This is a genomic window from Streptomyces sp. NPDC041129 (assembly GCF_055592265.1).
The window spans coordinates 589,777-612,194 of record NZ_JBVIYV010000003.1 but is presented as its reverse complement, the minus strand read 5'-3'; the positions used below and the strand labels follow the sequence as shown (position 1 = coordinate 612,194).

Below are 22,418 nucleotides of genomic sequence, written 5' to 3'. Positions count from 1 at the left end.
GCCGCGACCCTCTCCCCCGCCTGGGGCATCTACAGCGGCTACGAACTCTGCGAGAACACCCCGTTCAGGGAGGGCAGCGAGGAATACCTCGACTCCGAGAAGTACCAGCTCAAACCCCGCGACTGGGCGGCCGCCGCACGCGAGGGCCGCACCATCGCCCCCCTCATCACCCGGCTCAACACCATCCGCCGGCAGCATCCCGCGCTACAGCGTCTGCGGAACCTCCGCTTCCATCGGACCGACAACGACAACGTGCTCGCCTACAGCAAGAGCACGGGCCCGGACACGGTCATCGTGGTCGTCAACCTCGACCCGCACCACACCCAGGAGGCCACGGTCTCGTTGGACATGCCGCAACTCGGCCTGGACCGGAACGCCGCCCTGTCCGTGCACGACGAACTGACAGGTGAGAGCTATCACTGGGGCAGGACCAACTACGTGCGTCTCACGCCCGGCCGGGCGCCGGCGCACGTGCTCCACGTCGGGCGATCGACGCCCCAGATCGGAGGGCCCTCAGCGTCATGACTGTCAATGACCCCGTGCCGGACACTTTCGAGGACACTCCCGCCAAGGACCGGGATCCGGAGTGGTTCAAGCGCGCCGTCTTCTACGAGGTGCTCGTCCGCTCGTTCCACGACAGTGACGGCGACGGCATCGGCGATCTCAAGGGCCTGACCGCCAAGCTCGACTATCTGCAGTGGCTGGGAGTGGACTGCCTCTGGCTGCCGCCCTTCTTCAAGTCCCCCCTGCGAGACGGCGGTTACGACGTCGCCGACTACACCGCCGTGCTCCCCGAGTTCGGTGACCTCGCCGACTTCGTGGAGTTCGTGGACGCGGCGCACCAGCGCGGCATGCGCGTCATCATCGACTTCGTCATGAACCACACCAGCGACCAGCACCCGTGGTTCCAGGAGTCCCGCAAGGACCCCGCCGGCCCGTACGGCGACTATTACATGTGGGCCGACGACGACAAGAGCTACGAGGACGCCCGGATCATCTTCGTCGACACCGAGGTCTCCAACTGGACCTTCGACCCGGTGCGCGGCCAGTACTACTTCCACCGCTTCTTCTCGCACCAGCCGGACCTCAACTACGAGAATCCGGCCGTCCAGGAGGAGATCCTGGCCGCCCTGAAGTTCTGGCTGGACCTGGGTATCGACGGCTACCGTCTCGACGCGGTGCCGTACCTCTACGCGGAGGAGGGCACCAACTGCGAGAACCTGCCGGCGACGCACCAGTTCCTGAAACGGGTCCGCAAGGAGATCGACGCCCATTACCCGGACACCGTGCTGCTGGCGGAGGCCAACCAGTGGCCCGAGGACGTGGTCGACTACTTCGGCGACTACACCTCCGGCGGCGACGAGTGCCACATGGCGTTCCACTTCCCCGTCATGCCGCGCATCTTCATGGCCGTACGCCGCGAGTCCCGCTACCCGGTATCGGAGATCCTCGCCAAGACCCCGGCGATCCCGTCGAACTGCCAGTGGGGCATCTTCCTGCGCAACCACGACGAGCTGACCCTGGAGATGGTCACCGACGAGGAACGCGACTACATGTGGGCCGAGTACGCCAAGGACCCGCGGATGCGCGCCAACATCGGAATCCGCCGCCGGCTCGCGCCCCTGCTCGACAACGACCGCAACCAGATCGAGCTGTTCACCGCCCTGCTGATGTCCCTGCCCGGCAGCCCGATCCTGTACTACGGCGACGAGATCGGCATGGGCGACAACATCTGGCTCGGCGACCGCGACGCCGTCCGCACCCCCATGCAGTGGACCCCCGACCGCAACGCCGGCTTCTCCCTGTGCGACCCGGGGCGCCTGTTCCTGCCCACCATCATGGACCCCGTCTACGGCTACCAGGTCACCAACGTCGAGGCGTCCATGTCCTCCCCGTCCAGCCTGCTCCACTGGACGCGCCGCATGATCGAGATCCGCAAGCAGAACCCCGCCTTCGGGCTCGGGTCCTACACCGAGCTGCAGTCGTCCAATCCGGCGGTCCTGGCGTTCCTGCGCGAGTACGGCGACGACCTGGTGCTGTGCGTCAACAACTTCTCCCGGTTCGCGCAGCCCACCGAACTCGACCTGCGAGCCTACGACGGACGGCATCCCGTGGAGCTGATCGGCGGGGTGCGGTTCCCCGCCATCGGTGAACTGCCCTACCTGCTGACCCTCGCGGGCCACGGCTTCTACTGGTTCCGGCTCACCCGAGTCGCATCCCGCATCGGCCGCCGCCGCTGAGCGCCCGGCGCCGAGGAAAGGACGCGTCACCATGCCGAAGACCATCACCCTCCGGCCGAGAACCACGGCCGGAGCCGACCGGCCGCTGGCCTCGCTGGGCGCGCTGCTGCGCGATTGGCTGCCCGAGCAACGCTGGTTCGCGGGCAAGGACCGGCCCGTCACCGATCTGTCGGTGCTGTCCGTGACCGAGCTGTTCCCCGGGTGCCTGCACCTGCTGGTGCACGCCTCGCACGCGCCGGTGCCCACGCCGGGCGGCACTCCCCCGCCCGGTGACTGCTACCAGCTCCTGCTCGGGCTGCGCGAGCAGGTCGCCCCGCGGCTGGAGCGGGCGTTCATCGGCCGGGCCGGGGAGGGACCGCTGGCCGGACTCGCCGTCTACGACGCCCTGCACGACCCGCGCTCCGCCCATCTGCTCCTGGAGCGGCTGCGCCGCCCCGGGTCGGCGGGTCCGCTGCGCTTCGAGACCGCTCCGGCCGTGGAGCTGCCCGGCGGGCTGCCGCCGCGGCTGCTGGACGCCGAGCAGTCCAACTCCTCGATCGTCTACGGCGACGCGTACATCCTGAAGCTGTTCCGCCGCATCCAGCCGGGCGTCAACCCCGACCTGGAGGTGCCCGGGGCGCTGGCCGCGCAGGGCTGCGCCCGGGTGCCGGCCCCGGTCGCCTGGTTCAGCACGACCGCCCCCCGGCCGGCCACGCTGGGTGTGCTGCAGCCCTTCCTGCCCGACGCCACCGACGGCTGGACGCTGGCCCTGCGCGCGCTCGCCGCCGGCGACGACTTCACCGCCGAGGCCCGCGAACTGGGCCGGGCCATGGCCGAGGTGCATTTGGCACTGGCCGAGGCCTTCCCGCCCGCCGGACCGGGCGAGAACGGGCGTACGGCGGAGGCGATGTGCGCCCGGCTGGACGCCGCCGCGCACGCCGTACCGGGGCTGCGCCCCTACATCCCCGGGCTGCGTGCCGCGTTCGGCGCGCTGGCCACCTGCGACACCGGGCCGCCCGCCCAGCGCATCCACGGCGATCTGCACCTCGGGCAGGTGCTGCGCGCCGGGCGCGACTGGTTCGTCATCGACTTCGAGGGGGAGCCGTCCCGGCCGCTCGCCGAGCGGCGGGCCGCGCAGTCCCCGGTGCGGGACGTGGCCGGGATGCTGCGCTCCTTCGACTACGCGGCCCGGCAGCGCCGCCCCTGGCGTCCCGAATGGGCGCGCCGCTGCCGGGAGGCGTTCTGCGCGGGCTACGCGGCCCGCGCCGGCTGGGACCCACGCAAGAAGCACGCGCTGCTGCGCGCGCACGAGACGGACAGGGCGGTCTACGAGGTGCTGTACGAGGCGAGACACCGACCGGACTGGCTACCGGTACCGATGGCGGCGATCAAGCGGCTCGCCGTGTGGGGAGGCTGACGTCATGGCACTGCGCGACACCGTGCTTCCCGAGTCCGCCGGACCCGCCGCGGCCGCGGCCCCGCCGCTCGATCCCGCGGAGCGTGACCGCCTGCTGGGCGGCGCGCACCACGACCCGCACGCCGTGCTGGGTGCCCACCCGGTGCCGGGCGGCGTCCTGTTCCGGGCGCTGCGCCCGAACGCCCGCGCCGTGCGCGTCGTGGTCGACGGCGAGCACCACGACCTCGTCTCGGAGGGCGGCGGCCTCTTCGCCGCCGTACTTCCGTACGACGGGATCCCGTCCTACACCCTGCGGGTGGCCTACGACGACGCCGAGCAGGAGACGCACGACCCGTACCGCTTCCTGCCCGCGCTCGGCGAGCTGGACCTCCATCTGATCCGCGAGGGCCGGCACGAGCGGCTGTGGCAGGCGCTCGGCGCCGAGCCCATGACCCACGACGACGTGGCGGGCACCCGCTTCACCGTCTGGGCGCCGAACGCCCAAGGTGTGCGCGTCGCCGGGGAGTTCACGTACTGGGACGGCACGCAGTACCCGATGCGCTCGCTCGGCGCGTCCGGCGTGTGGGAGCTGTTCCTGCCCGGCATCGGCGAGGGAGCGCGGTACAAGTTCGAGATCACCTCGCGGCACGGCGACCGGTTCCTCAAGGCCGACCCGATGGCGCGCCGTACCGAGGCACCGCCCGACACGGCCTCCGTCGTGACGGCCGCCCACCACGAGTGGCGCGACGGGGACTGGCTGGCGCACCGCGCCGACACTCCGGTGCACGAGGCGCCTTTCTCGGTGTACGAGGTCCATCTGCCGTCCTGGCGGAAGGGCCTGACCTATCGTGAACTGGCCGAGCAGCTCCCGGTGTACGTCAAGGACCTGGGCTTCACCCACGTCGAGCTGATGCCGGTCATGGAGCACCCCTACGGCCCTTCCTGGGGCTACCAGGTCACCTCCTACTACGCCCCGACCGCCCGGCTCGGCACTCCGGACGACTTCCGGTACTTCGTGGACGCCTGCCACCGGGCCGGGATCGGCGTGATCATGGACTGGGTGCCGGCGCACTTCCCGAAGGACGACTGGGCGCTGGCCGGCTTCGACGGGGACCCGCTGTACGAACCCGGGGACGACCGGCGCGCCACACATCCTGACTGGGGCACGTTCGTGTTCGACTACGGACGTACGGAGGTGCGCAACTTCCTGGTCGCCAACGCGGTGTACTGGTGCGAGGAGTTCCACATCGACGGGCTGCGGGTGGACGCCGTCGCCTCGATGCTCTACCGGGACTACTCGCGCGACTCCGGGCAGTGGACGCCGAACGTCTTCGGCGGGCGGGAGGACCTGGACGCGGTCGCCTTCCTGCAGGAGATGAACGCGACCGTCTACCGGCGCTGCCCAGGGGTGGTGACCATCGCCGAGGAGTCCACCGCCTGGGACGGGGTGACCCGGCCGACGGACAGCGGCGGGCTCGGCTTCGGGCTGAAGTGGAACATGGGCTGGATGCACGACTCGCTGGAGTACATCCAGAAGGAGCCGGTGCACCGCAAGTACCACCACAACGAGATGACCTTCTCGATGGTGTACGCCTACACCGAGAACTACGTCCTGCCGATCTCGCACGACGAGGTCGTGCACGGCAAGCAGGCGCTGGTGTCCAAGATGCCGGGCGACTGGTGGCAGCGGCGGGCCAACCACCGTGCCTACCTCGGTTTCATGTGGGCCCATCCGGGCAAGCAACTGCTCTTCATGGGGCAGGAGTTCGCGCAGGGCGGCGAGTTCTCCGAGGCGCACGGGCCCGAGTGGTGGCTGCTGGACGCGGACCACTGCGCGGCCGGTGACCACCACGGTGTGCGGGACCTGGTCCGGGACCTGAACACGCTGTACCGGGACACTCCCGCGCTGTGGCAGCGGGACACCGATCCGGGCGGCTTCCGCTGGGTGCTGTGCGACGCGGCCGACGACAACGTCTTCGCGTTCCTGCGGTTCGACGCCGGCGGGTCCCCGCTGCTCGCGGTGTCGAACCTCTCCCCGGTCGTGCGGCACGACTACCGGCTGTGGGTGCCCGAGGAGGCCCCCGCCTGGTCGGAGGCGCTGAACACCGACGACGTCCGCTACGGCGGCGGCGGTGTCGGTGTCGGCGCTCCCGGGGCGCTCAAGCCCGAGGACGGGTTCCTGCGGCTCACCCTGCCGCCGCTCGCCACGGTCTGGCTGCGCCCCGAGCACTGAGCCGCAGGTGTCGACCGCCGCCCCAGGGGCAGTCGGGGTCGTATGACTCGCGACTGCCCCTGGGGGCACGGACGGAAGGACGGCACGACCTTGCGCACGGTGGGAGTGGAGGAGGAACTCCTTCTGGTCGACCCGGACAGCGGCGAGCCCAGGGCGCTTTCGGCCGCCGTCCTCGCCCGCGCCGCTCAGGACGATCCCGGACAGGACGTCTTCGAGAAGGAGCTGTTCGGGCAGATGCTGGAGTTCGCCACGCATCCGCAGTCGGACATGGCGGCTCTCGGCGCGGAGATCGTGCGCTGCCGCAAGGAGGCGGCCCGGCACGCCGGAGAGATCGGCTGCGCGGTCACCGCGCTCGCCGCCTCCCCGCTCCCGGTCAGCCCGTCGATCAGCATGAACGACCGCTACGAGTGGATGGCCCGGCAGTACGGCATCGCCACCCAGGAGCAGCTGGTGTGCGGCTGCCATGTGCATGTGTCGGTGGAGTCGGACGAGGAGGGCGTCGCGGTCCTGGACCGGATCCGGCCGTGGCTGTCGACGCTGACCGCGCTGAGCGCCAACTCGCCCTACTGGCAGGGCCGGGACTCCGGTTACGCCGGCTACCGCAGCCGGGTGTGGGGGCGCTGGCCGTCGGCGGGGCCGACGGAGCTGTTCGGCTCGGCCGAGCGGTATCACCGCCGGGTGAAGGACATGGTGGCGACCGGGGTCATCCTGGACGAGGGGATGGTCTACTTCGACGCCCGGCTGTCCGCGGCCTACCCGACCGTGGAGGTGCGGGTGGCGGACGTGTGCCTGCGCGCGGACACCGCCGTCCTCGTCGCCACGCTGGTCCGCGCCCTGGTGGAGACGGCGGCGCGGGAGTGGCGGGACGGCCGGCCGCCGGCCGACCACAGCGTGAGCCTGCTGAGGCTGGCCGCCTGGCAGGCCGCCCGGTCCGGCCTGGACGGGAACCTGCTCGACCCCCGAACCCTGCGGCCCCGCCCCGCCGCCGAGGTGCTGCGCGCGCTGCTGGACCACACCGCGGACGCGCTCCGGGAGAGCGACGACGAGGGCCGTGTCGAGGAGGCCGTCGAGACGCTGCTGCGCCGGGGCAACGGCGCCCGCGAGCAGCGGCTGCTGATGGAGCGCGGCGGCAGCCTGCGGGACGTCGTCACCGAGTGTGTGCGCCGCACCCAGGACTGACGGCGCCCGCCTCCGGGCCGGCCGCGCCCGCCCGCCGGATCAGAGGATGAGGACGAGGGCGTAGATCAGGAAGAAGGCCGCGATCAGGACGACGAGGACGAGGATCAGCGTCAGCGGCGCCTTGGCCCAGCCCTTGGTCGGATTGTGCGTCTCCCGGGGCCCGGCCTCGGGCATGCTGCTCTCGGCGGGCGGTGTCTCGCCGGGCGGGACCCCGCCTCCGGGTTCCAGCCCCGTGGTCCGCTCGGGCTCCGGATCTGGGTTCACATGAGTCATGTCTCCCGAGTCCCCCGGACACGCCCAGATCATCACCCGATCACGACTTGCCTGATCCGGGTCCCGAAACCGTTTGCCTGGGCTAGATTCGAGCACCGCCGGCACAGAGCCGACCGGCGGAGTCACCCTCCGTACACCCCGGGAGCAGCGCATGCGCGACGACGCCCTCGCTCCAGCAGCCGCACGCCCGCTGACCGGCGGGCTGGCCGACAGCGTCTACGAGACCGCGGAACGGACCCCGGCCCTGCCGGTCCTGGCCCGCCGTTCGGACGCGGCGCCCGGCGGCTGGGAGGAGGTGACGGCGGTCGAGCTGCGGGACGAGGTGACCGACCTGGCCAAGGGCCTGGTGGCCGCCGGGATCTCGCCCGGGCACCGGGTGGCCCTGATGGCCCGGACCCGGTACGAGTGGACGGTGTTCGCCCACGCGCTGTGGACCGTCGGCGCCGAGGTCGTGCCGGTGCATCCGACGTCCGCCCGGGACCAGGTGGAGTGGATCCTGCGGGACGCCGGCTGCGTGGCGATCGTGGTGGAGGACGAGCAGGGCGCGATGACCGTGGGCACCGTGTGCGCGGGTCTGCCGCGCCTGCGGCACGTCTGGCAGCTCGACGCGGGTGCCCTGCCCCGCCTGGCGGAGCAGGGCGCGCCGGTCCCGCTGACCACGGTGGACTCGCTGCGCCGGATCGTGCTGCCGGACGCGACGGCGGCCATCGCCTACACCTCGGGCACCTCGGGCCGGCCGCTGGGCTGCGCGCTGAGCCACCGCGGCCTGGCCTACCCTTGCGACACCCTGCTGGCCGGCTGGGGGCACACCGCGGCGCCGCCGGGCGAACAGGCGTCCGTGCTCGCCTTCCTGCCCTTCTCGCATGTGTACGGGATCATGATCCAGCAGGTGTGCCTGCGCGGCGGGGTGCTGATGGCGCACGAGCCCGAGATGACCGGGGCCGCTCTCGCCTCGGCGCTGCGCACCTTCCGGCCGACGTATCTGTACGGGGTGCCGTCGGTCTTCGAGAAGCTCTACAAGACGTTCCTGCGGACGGCCCACGAGGCGGGCCGCGGCGCCCTGTTCGAGCGGGCGGCGCAGACCGCGCGGGACTTCGCCGGGGCGCAGGAGCGCAGGCGGCTCGGCCGCGGACCGGGCCCTGGACTGGACCTGCGCCTCCAACACGCCCTGTACGAGCGGACGGTGTACCGCAAGCTGCGTGAGGCGCTCGGCGGGCGCGCGACGCGCGGCAGCTCGGGCGGCTCGTCACTCAGCCGCGAGCTGTCCCTGTTCTACGAGGGCATCGGCCTGCAGATCCACGACGGCTACGGTCTGACGGAGACTTCCGGCGGGATCACCATGCAGCCGCTCGGCCGGGAGAAGTCCGGGACCGTGGGCTGTCCGCTGCCGGGGACGGAGGTCCAGATCGCCGACGACGGGGAGATCCTGGTGCGCGGCCCATCGGTGTTCCAGGGCTATGTCGGCGACGAGGGACGCGGCCGGGGCGCCGCGTACGGCGGCTGGCTGGCCACCGGGGACATCGGCCTGCTGGACTCCGAGGGATATCTGACGATCACCGGCCGCAAGAAGGACGTCCTGGTCACCAGCAGCGGCAAGAGCGTGGCGCCGGCACCGCTGGAGCAGCGGCTGCGGCTGCATCCGTTGGTGCACCAGGCGGTGGTGGTGGGCGACGACCGGCCCTGTGTGGGGGCCCTGATCACCCTGGACCCGGAGTTCCTCGCGCACTGGCGGGCGGCGCTGGCGCTGCAGGGCGAGTCGGCGGGCCGTGAGGCGCGCGAGGAGAACGCGCTCATGGAGGAGATCGCACGGGCCGTCGCCTCGGCCAACAGTACGGTGTCCCGCGCCGAGTCCATCAGGGTCTACCGTGTCCTCCCGGAACCGTTCGCCCCGGACAACGGTCTGCTGACGCCGTCGCTGAAGCTGCGTCGCGACGCCATCGCGCGGCATTACGCCGCCGAGATCGACGCGATGTACGAGGCCCGGTCCCGGGCGGCACGGCGGCCGTCCGCTCAGGAGCCGGCCGACTGGGACGAGCCGGACAGCGTCTTCCGCTAGGGGGTGCGCGCGGTCCGCCGGAGAGGGGCCGGGCTCCGCGCGGGGCCCGGACGCGAGGGGGCGGATATCCGGCGCGGCTGTGGGAACCCGCAGCAGTGGAGTGATCAGCAACGACGACCGCCCTGGTCGGAAGGGGCCGCCCGGCCCCCGCCGCCGGGGCCGGGGAATGCGAGATGTCGACGGAGCCGCGTTGGGATGAGACACCGCCCTCGGAGGAGAGGTACGAGCGTACGTACTCCTTCCCGGGCGAGCTGCGCAATGTCACGGGGGCCCGGCTCGCCGCCGAGGAGTTCCTGTGCGACCTGGCGCGGAACGCCCCGCCGGCCGCGCCGGAGTACTGGGACGACATCCTCCTGGTGGTCACGGAGCTGGCCGCCAACGTCATCCAGTACGCGCCCGGGCCCTTCGGCCTGCACATGCGCCGCACCTTCGACGGGGTGCACGTGACGATGCACGACACCAGCACCACCCGGCCCGAGCCGCGGCCCTTCCACCCGAACGCGGGCGGCGGCGGCATCGGCTGGCATCTGGTGCACACGCTGTGCGACCAGGTGAGCGTCGTGGTCCAGGACGAGGGCAAGGACATCCACGTGTTCCTGCCCTGGTGACGGCCCCCGCGGGCCCGTTCCCGGTGGCGACGTGTAGTCGTGCGGGATCCGGATACTCCGGCTCCGCGGGGACACACGCCGGTGCCCCCCATGCGTTCGTCTGCCTGCCGCACCCGGCTCGCGGAACGGCCCGAGTAGCGATGGGATCGAGATGGTCACAGCGATCCGGGGCAGGCGAACGACGTCAAGTCGGACCGCCTGGAGCCGCAGAGAGGGATGGACACCGTGACACGACCCAGGATCCTGGTGGTTGGCGCAGGCTTCGCCGGAGTCGAGTGCGTCCGCCGCCTGGAGCGGAAACTCACCCCCGACGAGGCCGACGTCACCCTGGTGACGCCGTTCGCCTATCAGCTCTACCTCCCACTGCTCCCCCAGGTCGCCTCCGGCGTGCTCACGCCGCAGTCGATCGCCCTGTCGCTGCGCCGCAGCAAGAAGTACCGCACCCGGATCATCCCGGGCGGCGCGATCGGCGTGGACCTGAAGTCGAAGGTCTGTGTCGTGCGCACCATCACCGACAAGATCGTCAACGAGCGGTACGACTACATCGTGCTGGCGCCGGGCAGCGTGACCCGCACCTTCGACATCCCGGGGCTCACCGAGCACGCCTTCGGCATGAAGACCCTCGCCGAGGCCGCGTACATCCGGGACCACGTCATCTCGCAGCTCGACCTCGCGGACGCCAGCGACGACCCGGCCGAGCGGGCGGCGCGGCTGCAGTTCGTGGTGGTCGGCGGCGGCTATGCGGGCACGGAGACCGCTGCCTGTCTGCAGCGGCTCACGCACGCGGCCGTGCAGCGCTATCCGCGGCTGGACCCGGGCCTGATCAAGTGGCATCTGATCGACATCGCGCCGAAACTCATGCCGGAGCTGGGCGACAAGCTCGGCCGCAGCGCCCAGGAGATCCTCAAGCGCCGCGGCATCGACGTCTCGCTGGGAGTGTCGATCGACAAGGCCGGCGCGGAGGAGGTCACCTTCACCGACGGCCGGGTGGTGCCGACCCACACCCTGATCTGGACGGCCGGTGTGGTCGCCAGCCCGCTCATCGCCACGCTGGGCGCGGAGACGGTCCGGGGCAGGCTCGCGGTGAACGCCGAGATGAACCTGCCCGGTCACGACGGGGTGTTCGCACTCGGCGACTCGGCGGCCGTGCCGGACGTCGCCAAGGGCGACGGCGCGGTCTGCCCGCCCACGGCCCAGCACGCCCTGCGCCAGGGCAAGAAGGTCGCCGACAACGTCATCGCGGCGCTGCGCGACCAGCCGCTCGAACCGTATGTGCACCGTGACCTGGGTCTCGTCGTCGACCTCGGCGGCAAGGACGCCGTGTCCAAGCCGCTGGGCGTCGAGCTGCGCGGTGTCCCGGCGCAGGCGGTGGCCCGCGGCTATCACCTCGGAGCGCTTCGCACCAACGTCGCCAAGACGCGGGTCGTGACCAACTGGCTGCTCAACGCGGTCGCCGGTGACGACTTCGTGCGCACCGGCTTCCAGGCGCGCAAGGCCGCCCGGCTGAAGGACTTCGAGTACACGGACTCCTATCTGACCCCGGAGCAGGTGCGCGCCAGGGTGGAGGGGCAGACCACCGGCAGCCCCTGATGTGACCGGGATCACCGGGTACCGCCGATCGGTTTCCAGCCGGTCGGCGGTCTTTCGCGGTGATCAGGAGACATCACACGGAGGGACACCGGCATGACCGAGAAGACCGTGAAGGGCCCGGCGAGCTACTTCCCCGCGATCGAGAAGAAGTACGGCCGTCCGGTCGGCGAGTGGCAGGAGCTGATCCGCTCCTCGCCGCTGAACCGGCACATGGAGCTGGTCGCCTGGGTGAAGGACGAGCACGGTCTCGGCCACGGCCACGCCAACGCCCTGGTGGCGCACACACTGGCCGGGGGCGAGTAGTCCAGGTCCTCGTGCCATGCTGGTTCGTAGATCAAGTACTGGCACGGGAGAGAGCGCGGCGGCGTGAGGGAAGCGGTTGGGTCGGGGTGGGCACGGATGTGGGACCGGCTGGCCGCGTCCGATCCCGGACTGCTCAGGCTCACCGCGGGTCTGCGCACGGTGACCGCCATCGCCCTGACCCTGGCGGTGCTGGGTGTGCTGCGGGTGCCGGTGCCGCAACTGGTCGCGGGGGCCATCGCGGCGATGGTCGCGACCTTCGCCATCCGGGAGAAGCAGCGCCCCCAGCAGGCCGTCACCCTCGCGCTGGGCCTGCCGGTGGCACTCGCCTCGGTCTCGCTGGGGGCGCTGCTCAACCAGCGGGTCGTGGGGGGCGACCTGTTCTTCGTCGTGCTCATCTTCTGCGCGGTCTACGGCCGCAGGTTCGGCGACCGCGGCACGGCGCTGGGCCTGGTCGGCTTCCAGGTCTACTTCCTCTCACTGTTCGTGCACGCGACCCCGGCCGCGCTGCCCGCCCTCTACGTCGTGATCACCGTGGCTTTCGGCTGCGCCGCCCTGGCCCGCTTCGTCCTGCTGCCGCAGACCCCGGCGGGCACCCTGGACCGGCTGCGGCGCGCGTTCCGCGCCCGGCTGGGCCAGCTCTTCGCCACCCAGCTCGAGCTGCTGGACGCCGGTCCCGACGACGTCGACAAGGTGCTCCAGGAGCTGCGCACCCGTACCGCGCGGCTGCACGAGACGGCGCTGATGATCCAGGGCAGGCTGGCGGACGGCACCGCCGACGAGGCGACGGCGCGGCTGCTGCAGCGCCGGATCGCGGACGCCGAGATCGCCGCCGAGCGGCTGGGGCTGCTGCTGCTCACCGCGCGCAGCGCCGAACGGACCGACACCCTGACCATGCACCTGCCCGGTGCTCCCCTGCCGTCCGGCGGCGAGCTGCCGGTGCGCGACGGGGCCGCGGCACAGCTGCGCCGGGATCTGGCGGCGCTGCGCCTGCTCGTCCTGCGGCCGGCCGGCGAGGCCTCGGGGACGGCGCTGGCGCAGCTGCGCAACCGGCTGCTCGGTTACCGCGAGGAGGAGAACCTGCCGAAGGCCTCACCGGCCGTGCAGGACGTGTTCCGGGGCATCGGTGAGGCGGGACGGGCCGTGCTCGGACTGCGCATCGCCCTGGACGGACCGCAGGACGAGTCCGACGACACCCCGGCGACGGCCCGCTCCCGCGAGGAACTGGACGCCGAGGACGCCGCCATCGAGGGCAGTGAGGAGAACGAGGCCGGCGAGCCGGAGCCGGCCGGGCTGGGACGGCCCACCACCCGGGCCGCCGTGCAGGTCGCGGTCGGTTCCGCGCTCGCCATCGCCGGCGGCGAATTGCTGTCGAGTCAGCGCTGGTACTGGGCGGTGCTGACCTGCTGGATCGTCTTCATCAACACCTCGTCCACCGGCGAGATCCTGGTGAAGGGCTACCGGCGCCTGCTCGGCACGGTGTTCGGCGTGGTGGCCGGAATCGGGCTCGCCGCACTGGTCGGGAACCACACGTGGACGGCGTTCGCGCTGGTGCTGCTGTTCGTCTTCGCGATGTTCTACACCGCGCCCCTGTCGTACACGCTGATGTCGTTCTTCGTCACGGCGATGCTGGGACTGCTGTACACGCTGCTGAACACCTACAGCCTGTCGGTGCTGGTGCTACGGGTGGAGGAGACCGCTCTGGGCGCGGCCTGCGGGGTGATCGCGGCGGCGGTGGTCCTGCCGATCCACACCGACCGGCGCACCAACGAACTGCTCGCCGACGTCCTGGGGAAGCTGGCGGAGGTCACCCGTGCCGCCGCCGACCAGCTCAGCGGCGGACCGCCGGTCGACCTGGTCGACAAGGCGCGCGAGCTGGACCAGGCGCTGGCCGACCTGCGGGCGGCCACCCAGCCGCTGACCCACCCGGTCACTCCGCTGCGCTCGCGCCGCGACACCGCCCGGTACGTCATGGCGCTGCTGGAGACCTGCGCGTACCACTCCCGTTCCCTTGCGGCCACGGCCGAACTGCTGCCGACACACCCGTCCATAGCGGCGGATCCGCGGCTGCGCACGGCGGGCCGTCGGATCGTGCGGAACATCGAGGCGATCGCCGCGCATGTGGCGGACCCGCGGTCGGCGGCGACGATCGAGACCGGCCCCAGTATCGCGTCCCTGCTGGAACCCGGCACCCTGCGCAGCCCGCGCTACGGCCGGGTCACCGACCGGGTGCTGCGCCATCTGCAGCGGCTGGACGAAGCGGTGTCGGGCCTGGGGCGTCCGCTCGGGGTCACGCCCGAGCCCCGCGTGAAGTGACCGTTCACCCGGAGCGGGCCCGTCGGCGCGGGCCGGCTCCGGGCCGGGTGGTCACCGGGACTTCCGGATGCCCTGACGCTGCCCCAGCACCTCGTCGCGCACCCGGGCGCAGCTTCGGCTGATGAGCCGGGAGACGTGCATCTGGGAGATGCCGAGCCGGTCGGCGATCCGGCTCTGCGTCATGTCCTCGAAGAAACGCATGTAGAGGATGGCCCGCTCCCGTTCGGGCAGCCGGCGCAGGCCCTCCTTGGCGGCCTCGCGGTCCACCACGACGTCGTACGCGCCGTCCGCCGCGCCGAGCGTGTCGGCGAGGCTGTATCCGTCGTCTCCGCTGGCCAGTTCGGCGTCCAGCGAGAGGGTGCTGAAGCTTTCCAGCGCCTCCATGCCCGCGACGACCTCCTCCTCGGTGAGGCCGGTGTGCGCCGCGATGTCGGCGGGCGTGGGCTCAGGGCTGCCGGGCGTCTGGGTGAGCTCACGGCGGGCCACACGGACCCGGTTGCGCAGCTCCTGGACGCGGCGGGGCACCCGCAGGGCCCACATGCGGTCCCGGAAGTGCCGCTTGACCTCGCCGGTGATGGTCGGCACCGCGTAGCTCTCGAAGGCCCCCCGGGACGGGTCGAACCGGTCGATGGCCTTGACCAGCCCGAGCGCGGCCACCTGCCGCAGGTCCTCCACGGACTCCCCCCGGTCGCGGAAGCGGCCCGCTATCCGGTGGGCCATGGGCAGCCACGCGGTCACCAGTTCGTCGCGCACGGCGTCCCGCTCCGGCCCGTCCTCCAGCTCCGCCAGCCGGGCGAAGAGGTCCGCGGTGACGGGGGCGTCGTCATGGGCCCGCCGCCCGGATGTCGAGGTCGAGGTGGCGGCGGGCGTGCCGGCAGGGCTTGTCGACTCGTCGGTCAGCATGCGGAATCGCTCCTGAACGTATTTTTCGGGCGTGGGACCGAACCGTGGTTGCCGGTCCTGGCCCGAACGGTGCTGTCAGGGTTCGCCACGGGACGGGAACCCAGGCCTCCGGAGGGGCCTGCGGCGTTCTCGTCCCGCCGGGCGCGCGCCTCCGGTCCGAAGCACGAGGTTCCGTCTGCCCCTGCGCATGCGCGGCAAACGCCGCTAACGGAACTTCTCCTACCGCTATCTGCCCAGCGGTACGACGGCGGTGATCCGCTTGCCACCGCGGGGCAGCCCGGCCACGCTGACGTCGCGTGCCAGCAGGCACACGATGGGCCAGCCGCGGCCTCCCAGCCGGTTGCGACCACGCTCGTCCACGGGCGCCTCGACCACCGGTATCTCGTCGCTGCGGTCGCTGACCGACACGCTCACCCCGCCGCTGTCGACGCCGACGTCGAATCCGGTGACGCCCCCGCCGTGCAGGATGGCGTTGGTGGTGAGCTCCGAGGTGACCAGCAGGACGTCGTCCAGCGCGTCCTCGTCGCAGGGGATGGCGCAGGTCCGGCAGCGCTCGGCCACCACCCGCTGGACGGTTCTGCGGGCGTCCGCCGGCCGGCACGGCAGTGAGCGGCACGGCTCCCGCAGTCCCGCCGGGGAGTCGGTCCCGTACGTCTCGCGCATGCCTTCCCTCCCTTGATACTGCCCGGATCGCCGGGCCTCCCTGTTCGGCTGACCCCTCGCGGCGCCCCCAAACACCGTCGGTGTCGTTGTCATCACCGGGCGCCTGGCGGGTAGGCGGACCGTATGACGGATGTCGTGGACGCGGATGAACTGCTGCGGCGGATCAGGCGGGGCAAGGACTGGGCGGCCGGCCAGGAACGGGCCTGGCGGGAGCGGGCACAGAGCCTGACGGCGACCGATCCGGAAGGGGCGCGGGAGGCGTCCGTCCGGGCCGGGGCGTACGAGGCCGTGCTGCGCGTGCTGGAGGAGATCGTCGACCCGGGCGCGGCACCGGCGGAACGGAACGGCGTGAAACAGGTCACCTGACCCGCTTCCGATTGGCCGAACGACCGCAAGATGGTTTATCGTTCATACATACGTGGTGACGGGGTCGACCGGAACCGTCCTCCATCACCACCGCGTACGGCCCTGGCTGGCCTCCCCCGTCCAGCCAGGGCTTTTTCATGCCCGGAAACACGTCCTGGGGCATGGGCCGCTCCTTCGAGGTGCCCGGGACGGCGGCAGCGGCTGAAATGGGCTTGGGGAACACACACCCCGACCGCCGCCGGCGAGGAGTCCCGCGCCATGACCAAAGCGATAAAACTGCTGACCGCCCTGCCGCAGGCGCAACGTGAGCGGCTGATGGAGCTGGCCAAGGAGGTCTCCTTCCCGGAGGACTCCCGGATCTTCGAGCCGGGCGGCACCGCCGACCGCTTCTGGGTGATCCGCTCGGGCGCGGTCCATCTGGACCAGCAGGTCACGTCACGGCAACGGGTCACCGTGGCCACGCTGGGCGCGGGCGACATGCTCGGCTGGTCCTGGCTGTTCCCGCCGTACCAGTGGGACTTCGGCGCGGTGGCCTTCAGCAACGTACGGGCCTACGAGTTCGACGGGCCGTCGGTGCTCGCGCTGAGCGTGGAGGACCCCCTGCTCGGGCTGTCCCTGGTACGGACGGTCGCCGAGATCCTCGCCCACCGGCTGGAGACCACCCGGGGCAAGCTCATGGACCAGTACGCGGTCCGCCGGCGCGGACCGCTGTGAGCCGGCCGGGACGGCCGCCGTACGGGCCCCGTGACCCGCCGCGTCAGATCCGGTAGCGGCGCAGGGCCGGTACCGCGGCGGCCAGCGCCAGCATCACCACCACGACCAGCGCTCCGCCGCCCGCCACCGCGGCCCGGGGACCGAACGCCGAGCCCGCGGTGCCGTGCAGCACGTCGGCCAGGCGCGGACCGCCCGCGACCACCACGGTGAACACGCCCTGCATCCGGCCGCGCATGTCGTCGGTGGCGGCGGAGAGCAGGATGGCCCCGCGGAACACCATGGAGATCATGTCGGCCAGACCGGCGGCGGCGAGGAAGGCGAAGGCCACCCAGAGGTCGCCGCTCAGCCCGAACCCGGCGACGGCCACGCCCCAGCCGACGACCGCGCCGATGACCATCCAGCCGTGCCGCCGCGCCCGCGAGAAGACGCCGGAGAACAGTCCGCCGAGCACCGCGCCGACCGGGATTCCGGCGAACAGCACGCCGAGTGCCAGGCCCGCCCCCCAGGGGGCGTAGGTCACCGCGGCGAGCTGCGGGAACAGGGCTCGGGGCATGCCGAGGACCATGGCCACGATGTCGGCGAGGAACGACAACAGCAGCACCTTGTGCCCGGAGATGTACCGGAAGCCGGCCACGATCTCGCGCACCCCGGCCCGCCGGGCGGGCCGTTCGCCGAGCGGCGGCAGCGCGGGCAGCCGGAACACCGCCCACACGGTGACGCACAGGGCCAGCGCGTCGATCAGGTACAGCTCGGGCAGCCCGATGACCGGGATCAGCACACCGGCCAGCAGCGGCCCCGCGACCAGGCCCGTCTGCATGACGGTGGAGCCGAGCGCGTTCGCGGCGGGCAGTTCCCCGGCCGGCACCAGGCGGGCGATGGAGGCGTTGCGGGCCGGTGAGTTGAGACCGAAGAACGCCTGTTGCAGCGCGAGCAGCAGCATGAGCACCACGACGGAGTCCAGGCCCGTGACGGCCTGCGCCCAGAACAGCACCGAGGTCAAGGCGATCCCGGCGTTCGTGACCAGCAGCAGCTTGCGCCGGTCCACCGTGTCGGCGACCGCCCCGCCCCACAGCGCGAACACGACCATGGGCACCAGACCGGCGATGCTCGCGTAGCCGACCCAGGCCGAGGAGTGGGTGATGTCGTAGATCTGCTTGGGCACGGCGACGGCGGTCAGCTGGCTGCCGACGGCGGTGACGATGGTCGACGACCACAGCCGCCGGAAGGCCGGGATGCGCAGCGGCCGGGTGTCCATCGCCCAGCGGCGCCAGCCGCGCCCGGGCGGGGCCGGCGCGGCGGGGGTGCCGGCATCGGTGGTCCCGGCCGCGGCGCCGGTGGTCTTCGGTTCGGTACCGCTGCTCTCGCTCGTGTCCACGGGGTTCCTGGTCGCTCGTCAGAGGTTGCTCGATACATCTTTCGATTCGAGGGCCCACTATCGCAGGAACTCCTGAGGCTGCCTAACCACGTCTTCCGCCACTGTTCGCGGGTGTCGGGAACCCTCAGGCGTCGAGGACCAGGGTGGCGCCGAGCGCCAGCATGGTGGCCGCGACCAGGCCGTCCAGGACCCGCCAGGCGGTGGGCCGGGCGAGGAGCCGACCGAGCAGCCGGGCACCGAAGCCGAGAGCGGCGAACCAGCAGAGGCTGGCCAGGGCCGCGCCGAGGCCGAAGGTCCAGCGCAGCGGGCCCCGGTCGGCGGCGAGGGAGCCGAGCAGGAACACGGTGTCCAGGTAGACGTGCGGGTTGAGCCAGGTCATCGCCAGGCAGGTGAGCACCGCCCGCCGCCGGGAGCCCGCCGCCTCGCCCTCCGTCCGCAGTCCGCCGCCGGGCCTCAGGACGCGGCGGGCGGCGAGCGCGCCGTAGCACAGCAGGAACGCGCCGCCCACGATCCCTACGGCCCGCACCGCGCCCGGCCAGGCCACCACGACCGCGCCCACCCCGCCGACCCCCAGCGCGATGAGCAGCGCGTCGGACAGGGCGCAGATCCCGACCACCGCGAGCACGGCGTCCCGGCGCACCGCCTGTCGCAGGACGAAGGCGTTCTGGGCACCGATGGCGACGATCAGGGAGAGCCCGGTGCCGAATCCGGCGGCCGCGGCGGTCAGGGCGTGGTTCATGCACTCGACGCTAGACAAGCGATCAGTGGACGTACAGCTAAAGATTTTTACGTAGCATTAGCGCTCGTGATGACGGAGCTTCCCCTGGAGCAGGTACGGACGCTGCTCGCCGTGGTGGACGAGGGCACCTTCGACGCCGCGGCCGCGGCCCTGCGGCTGACGCCGTCGGCGGTCAGTCAGCGGGTCAAGGCGCTGGAGCAGCGCACCGGCCGGGTGCTGCTCCAGCGCACCAAGCCGGTGCGGCCGACGGAGTCCGGGGCGGTGCTGGTGCGGTTCGCCCGGCAATTGGCCCGGCTGGAGCGGGACGCGCGCGGCGAGCTGGGGCTGAGCGGCGCCGGGGAGCCGACGCGGGTGTCCGTCGCGGTGAACGCGGACTCGCTGGCGACCTGGTTCCTCCGGGCCCTCACCCAGGTGCCCGGGATCTGTTTCGAGCTGCACCGGGAGGACGAGGCCCATACGGCGGCGCTGCTGCGGGAGGGGCTGGTGATGGCCGCGGTGACCTCCTCGCCCGACCCGGTGCCGGGCTGCTCGGTCCGTGCGCTGGGCCGGATGCGCTATCTGCCGGCCGCCGCGCCGGAGTTCGCCGAGCGGTATCTGGACGGCCCTCTTCAGGATCTGCTGCCCGATGCCCCCGTCGTGGTCTTCGACCGCAAGGACGACTTCCAGGACGGCTTCGTCCGACGGCTGGGCCGCGGGGCCGCGAGTTCGCTGCGGCACCACGTGCCCACCTCCGAGGGCTTCGCCGACGCGGTCGCCGCGGGACTGGGCTGGGGCATGCTCCCGGAGGCCCAGGCCGGTCCGCTGCTGGCCGCGGGCCGCCTGGTCCTGCTGGCCCCGGACCGGAGCGTGGACGTCACCCTGTACTGGCAGCAGTGGAAGCTCGACTCCCCCGCCCTTGCGGCCCTGGCCGAGGCGGTTACGCGGACGGCCGCCCGGGCGCTGCGCCGGTGATCGGGCGGACGGCGGGCGCGGGCCGGGGCGTCAGGGCCGCTGGGCGCCGAGCCGCCCGGCCGCGCTGTCCAGCAGCATCTCCAGCGCCGTCGGATAGGCGCTGGTGACCATGCGCCGGGCCAGCAGCGGGGCCGCCTCGGCGATGCGGGGGTGGGTGTCGTGGGGCAGGCGGGCGTAGGTGGAGTGCCACTTGTCCTCGTCGGCGCGCTGGGAGGCGCTGGGCAGGGCCAGTGACGCGGAGTCCAGGGCGGCGAAGGCCAGTGTCTGGTCGATGAAGGCGTGGTAGACGCGGACCGTCTCCGGCAGGGAGAACCCGGCCGAGCGCAGGACGTCCAGCACCGCCTCGTCGGCGGCCAGCTCATGGGCGCGGCCGGTGACCCGGTTGGCGGTGAGCAGCGCCGCCTGCGGGTGCGCGACGTACACGCCGTGGATGCGCAGCCCGATCGTCCGCAGGTCCGCCCGCCACCGTCCGGTCGGCTCCCAGCCGGCCAGCGCCTCGCCGATGAGCGCGTCGCCGATGGCCAGGGTCAGCTCGTCCATGCCCCGGAAGTACCGGTACAGCGTGCTGGGATCGCAGTCCAGGGCGAGACCGAGGCGGCGGGCGGTGAGCCCGGTGCTGCCGTGCTCGCGCAGCAGCCGGAGCGCGGTCGCGACGATCAGTTCCTCGGACAGCACGGTGCCGCCGCGGGTCGGACGACGCCGGCGGCGCTTCTCCTCGGGCACGACGGGCTTGGGCACGATCGCTCCTTCCTGCCTCCGTCCGGCTTATGCCAACGCCATTGACCTTACGCCACCGTCCGGCGTTGGATTCCGGGCAAGGCGCGCCTGCCCCGATGTTCCGTTGTCGTTCGTGACCGTTGTCGTTCGTGTCAGGCAGGGAGTTTCCGTCATGCGTGTACTGCTCGTGGGAGCCGGTGGGGTCGGCACCGCCATCACCCGGATCGCGGCCCGGCGTCCGTTCCTCGACGTGATGGTGGTCGCCGACTACGACCCCGCCCGGGCCGAGGCGGCGGTCGTGGCCCTCGGCGCGGCCGGGACCCGGTTCCGCGCCGAACAGGTGGACGCGGGCGACGAGGCCCAGGTCGCCGCGCTGCTCGCCCGGCACGGCTGCGACGTGCTGCTCAACGCCACCGACCCGCGGTTCGTGATGCCCCTGTTCCGCGCGGCACGCGCGGCCGGCGCGACCTATGTCGACATGGCGATGTCGCTGTCCCGGCCGCACCCCGAGCGGCCGTACGAGGAGTGCGGGGTCAAGCTGGGCGACGAGCAGTTCGCGCTGGCCGGGGAGTGGGAGAAGGCGGGCGCCCTCGCCCTGGTCGGCATGGGGGTGGAACCCGGTTTGTCGGACGTGTTCGCCCGCTACGCCGCCGTCGAACTCTTCGACACCGTCGAGGAGATCGGCGTCCGCGACGGCGCCGATCTCACCGTGGACGGCTATGACTTCGCGCCCTCCTTCAGCATCTGGACCACCATCGAGGAGTGCCTGAACCCGCCGGTCGTGTACGAGACCGGGCGGGGCTGGTTCACCACCGCCCCGTTCAGCGAGCCCGAGGTGTTCGACTTCCCCGAGGGGATCGGGCCGGTGGAGTGCGTGAACGTGGAGCACGAGGAGGTGCTGCTGATGCCGCGCTGGGTCGGCGCGGACCGCGTCACCTTCAAGTACGGGCTGGGCCGGGAGTTCGTCGAGACGCTGAAGACCCTGCACCGCCTGGGACTTGACCGCACCGAACCGGTGACCGTGCCGGGCCCCGACGGACCGGTCGCGGTCTCACCGCGGGACGTCGTCGCCGCGTGCCTGCCGGACCCGGCGACGCTGGGCGAGCGGATGCGCGGCAAGACCTGCGCGGGCACCTGGGTGCGCGGCACGAAGGACGGGGCGCCGCGCGAGGTGTACCTGTATCACGTGGTCGACAACCAGTGGTCCATGGCGGAGTACGGGTGTCAGGCGGTGGTGTGGCAGACGGCGGTCAATCCGGTCGTCGCCCTCGAACTCCTCGCCACCGGTGCCTGGTCGGGCACGGGCGTGCTCGGCCCGGAGGCCTTCCCCGCCGGGCCGTTCCTCAACTTGCTGACCGCGTACGGCTCCCCGTGGGGCATGCGCGAGCAGTGACCCGGACGCGGCCCGCGCCATCCGATCCCGCGGCTCCCTGTTTCATGCCGTCCCGACCGGTCACCCGAAGTGGAAGCACGCATTCGACTGGCACGGACGACTCAGACCCGAGGAGACTTCGATGGACAACTGGCGCGAACATGCCGCGTGCCGTCACGAGGACCCCGACCTCTTCTTCCCGATCGGCACCACCGGGCCTTCGCAGGTGCAGGCACAGCAGGCGAAGGCGGTGTGCGAGGGCTGCCCGGTACGGGAGCAGTGTCTGGACTGGGCCCTGGACACGGGCCAGAGCATCGGTGTCTGGGGCGGCACGACCGAGGTGGAGCGCCGCGCGCTCAGGCGTCGCGCCCGCTCCCGGCAACGCTCCGGCTGAACCCGACGCCGGGGACGGGGCCGGGCGCCGGGGACGGTGCCCACCTTCGCACCG

Annotated in this window: 21 protein-coding genes; 15 read left to right on the top strand and 6 right to left on the bottom strand. The window is 72.2% G+C overall.

Annotation, left to right across the window (positions count from 1 at the left end; translation table 11 throughout):
• The 5 genes from ACZ6B1_RS15620 to ACZ6B1_RS15600 all read left to right on the top strand — a co-directional run.
• A partial coding sequence (locus ACZ6B1_RS15620; RefSeq protein ID WP_468778544.1) for an alpha-glucosidase C-terminal domain-containing protein occupies window positions 1-525 on the top strand: 525 nt, incomplete at its 5' end.
• Entirely contained in the window at window positions 522-2,240 is a 1,719-nt protein-coding gene (gene treS, locus ACZ6B1_RS15615; protein WP_468778543.1) for a maltose alpha-D-glucosyltransferase, read from the top strand. The genes ACZ6B1_RS15620 and treS, both read left to right, overlap by 4 nt.
• A gap of 31 nt (window positions 2,241-2,271) precedes the next feature.
• Complete coding sequence (locus ACZ6B1_RS15610) at window positions 2,272-3,636, top strand: maltokinase N-terminal cap-like domain-containing protein (protein ID WP_468778542.1); 1,365 nt, start codon at window positions 2,272-2,274, stop codon at window positions 3,634-3,636.
• A gap of 4 nt (window positions 3,637-3,640) precedes the next feature.
• On the top strand, window positions 3,641-5,848 hold the full coding sequence (gene glgB, locus ACZ6B1_RS15605) for a 1,4-alpha-glucan branching enzyme (protein ID WP_468778541.1): 2,208 nt from the start codon (window positions 3,641-3,643) through the stop codon (window positions 5,846-5,848).
• 90 nt (window positions 5,849-5,938) lie between these two features.
• Entirely contained in the window at window positions 5,939-7,027 is a 1,089-nt protein-coding gene (locus tag ACZ6B1_RS15600; protein WP_468778540.1) for a glutamate--cysteine ligase 2, read from the top strand.
• A gap of 39 nt (window positions 7,028-7,066) precedes the next feature.
• Here the strand turns inward: ACZ6B1_RS15600 and ACZ6B1_RS15595 are convergent, their stop codons facing one another.
• Window positions 7,067-7,300: a DUF6480 family protein gene (locus ACZ6B1_RS15595; protein WP_468778539.1), complete on the bottom strand. Its 234-nt coding sequence runs from the start codon at window positions 7,298-7,300 to the stop codon at window positions 7,067-7,069.
• A gap of 151 nt (window positions 7,301-7,451) precedes the next feature.
• Here ACZ6B1_RS15595 and ACZ6B1_RS15590 point away from each other — a divergent pair, with 151 nt between their 5' ends.
• The 5 genes from ACZ6B1_RS15590 (at window position 7,452) to ACZ6B1_RS15570 (ending at window position 14,170) form a co-directional block, all read left to right on the top strand.
• On the top strand, window positions 7,452-9,356 hold the full coding sequence (locus ACZ6B1_RS15590) for an AMP-dependent synthetase/ligase (protein WP_468778538.1): 1,905 nt from the start codon (window positions 7,452-7,454) through the stop codon (window positions 9,354-9,356).
• Between the two features lie 173 nt (window positions 9,357-9,529).
• Window positions 9,530-9,964 (top strand): ATP-binding protein, encoded by a 435-nt coding sequence (locus ACZ6B1_RS15585; RefSeq protein ID WP_451208714.1) that lies wholly within the window; start codon window positions 9,530-9,532, stop codon window positions 9,962-9,964.
• 216 nt (window positions 9,965-10,180) lie between these two features.
• Window positions 10,181-11,554 carry an NAD(P)/FAD-dependent oxidoreductase gene (locus ACZ6B1_RS15580; RefSeq protein ID WP_468778537.1) on the top strand — a complete coding sequence of 458 codons (1,374 nt, stop codon included), beginning with the start codon at window positions 10,181-10,183 and terminating at the stop codon, window positions 11,552-11,554.
• Between the two features lie 93 nt (window positions 11,555-11,647).
• The gene (locus tag ACZ6B1_RS15575; RefSeq protein ID WP_468778536.1) at window positions 11,648-11,857 is read left to right on the top strand and encodes a DUF4287 domain-containing protein; all 210 of its coding nucleotides are present in this window, start codon (window positions 11,648-11,650) and stop codon (window positions 11,855-11,857) included.
• Between the two features lie 96 nt (window positions 11,858-11,953).
• Window positions 11,954-14,170 (top strand): FUSC family protein, encoded by a 2,217-nt coding sequence (locus ACZ6B1_RS15570; protein ID WP_468778535.1) that lies wholly within the window; start codon window positions 11,954-11,956, stop codon window positions 14,168-14,170.
• Window positions 14,171-14,221: 51 nt separating this feature from the next.
• On the opposite strand, the gene ACZ6B1_RS15565 is transcribed toward ACZ6B1_RS15570, so the two are convergent.
• Both ACZ6B1_RS15565 and ACZ6B1_RS15560 read right to left on the bottom strand, forming a co-directional pair.
• Window positions 14,222-15,073: an RNA polymerase sigma factor SigF gene (locus ACZ6B1_RS15565; RefSeq protein ID WP_468778534.1), complete on the bottom strand. Its 852-nt coding sequence runs from the start codon at window positions 15,071-15,073 to the stop codon at window positions 14,222-14,224.
• Window positions 15,074-15,298: 225 nt separating this feature from the next.
• Complete coding sequence (locus ACZ6B1_RS15560; protein ID WP_468778533.1) at window positions 15,299-15,736, bottom strand: ATP-binding protein; 438 nt, start codon at window positions 15,734-15,736, stop codon at window positions 15,299-15,301.
• A 123-nt stretch (window positions 15,737-15,859) separates the two neighbouring features.
• Here ACZ6B1_RS15560 and ACZ6B1_RS15555 point away from each other — a divergent pair, with 123 nt between their 5' ends.
• A complete protein-coding gene (locus tag ACZ6B1_RS15555) occupies window positions 15,860-16,102 on the top strand; it encodes a hypothetical protein (protein WP_468778532.1) in 243 nt (80 codons plus the stop codon).
• 258 nt (window positions 16,103-16,360) lie between these two features.
• A complete protein-coding gene (locus ACZ6B1_RS15550; protein WP_351673390.1) occupies window positions 16,361-16,816 on the top strand; it encodes a cyclic nucleotide-binding domain-containing protein in 456 nt (151 codons plus the stop codon).
• Between the two features lie 43 nt (window positions 16,817-16,859).
• On the opposite strand, the gene ACZ6B1_RS15545 is transcribed toward ACZ6B1_RS15550, so the two are convergent.
• Entirely contained in the window at window positions 16,860-18,191 is a 1,332-nt protein-coding gene (locus ACZ6B1_RS15545; RefSeq protein ID WP_468778531.1) for an MFS transporter, read from the bottom strand.
• A gap of 124 nt (window positions 18,192-18,315) precedes the next feature.
• Window positions 18,316-18,930: a LysE/ArgO family amino acid transporter gene (locus ACZ6B1_RS15540; protein WP_468778530.1), complete on the bottom strand. Its 615-nt coding sequence runs from the start codon at window positions 18,928-18,930 to the stop codon at window positions 18,316-18,318.
• 66 nt (window positions 18,931-18,996) lie between these two features.
• Between ACZ6B1_RS15540 and ACZ6B1_RS15535 the strand changes: the two genes are divergently transcribed.
• Window positions 18,997-19,881, top strand: a complete 885-nt coding sequence (locus ACZ6B1_RS15535) for a LysR family transcriptional regulator ArgP (RefSeq protein WP_468778529.1) — start codon at window positions 18,997-18,999, stop codon at window positions 19,879-19,881.
• A 30-nt stretch (window positions 19,882-19,911) separates the two neighbouring features.
• Here ACZ6B1_RS15535 and ACZ6B1_RS15530 read toward each other — a convergent pair whose 3' ends face one another.
• Complete coding sequence (locus ACZ6B1_RS15530; RefSeq protein WP_468778528.1) at window positions 19,912-20,619, bottom strand: TetR/AcrR family transcriptional regulator; 708 nt, start codon at window positions 20,617-20,619, stop codon at window positions 19,912-19,914.
• 151 nt (window positions 20,620-20,770) lie between these two features.
• Between ACZ6B1_RS15530 and ACZ6B1_RS15525 the strand changes: the two genes are divergently transcribed.
• Both ACZ6B1_RS15525 and ACZ6B1_RS15520 read left to right on the top strand, forming a co-directional pair.
• On the top strand, window positions 20,771-21,991 hold the full coding sequence (locus ACZ6B1_RS15525) for a saccharopine dehydrogenase family protein (protein WP_468778527.1): 1,221 nt from the start codon (window positions 20,771-20,773) through the stop codon (window positions 21,989-21,991).
• 121 nt (window positions 21,992-22,112) lie between these two features.
• Window positions 22,113-22,364, top strand: a complete 252-nt coding sequence (locus ACZ6B1_RS15520) for a WhiB family transcriptional regulator (protein ID WP_468778526.1) — start codon at window positions 22,113-22,115, stop codon at window positions 22,362-22,364.
• The last annotated feature ends 54 nt before the right edge of the window (window positions 22,365-22,418 follow it).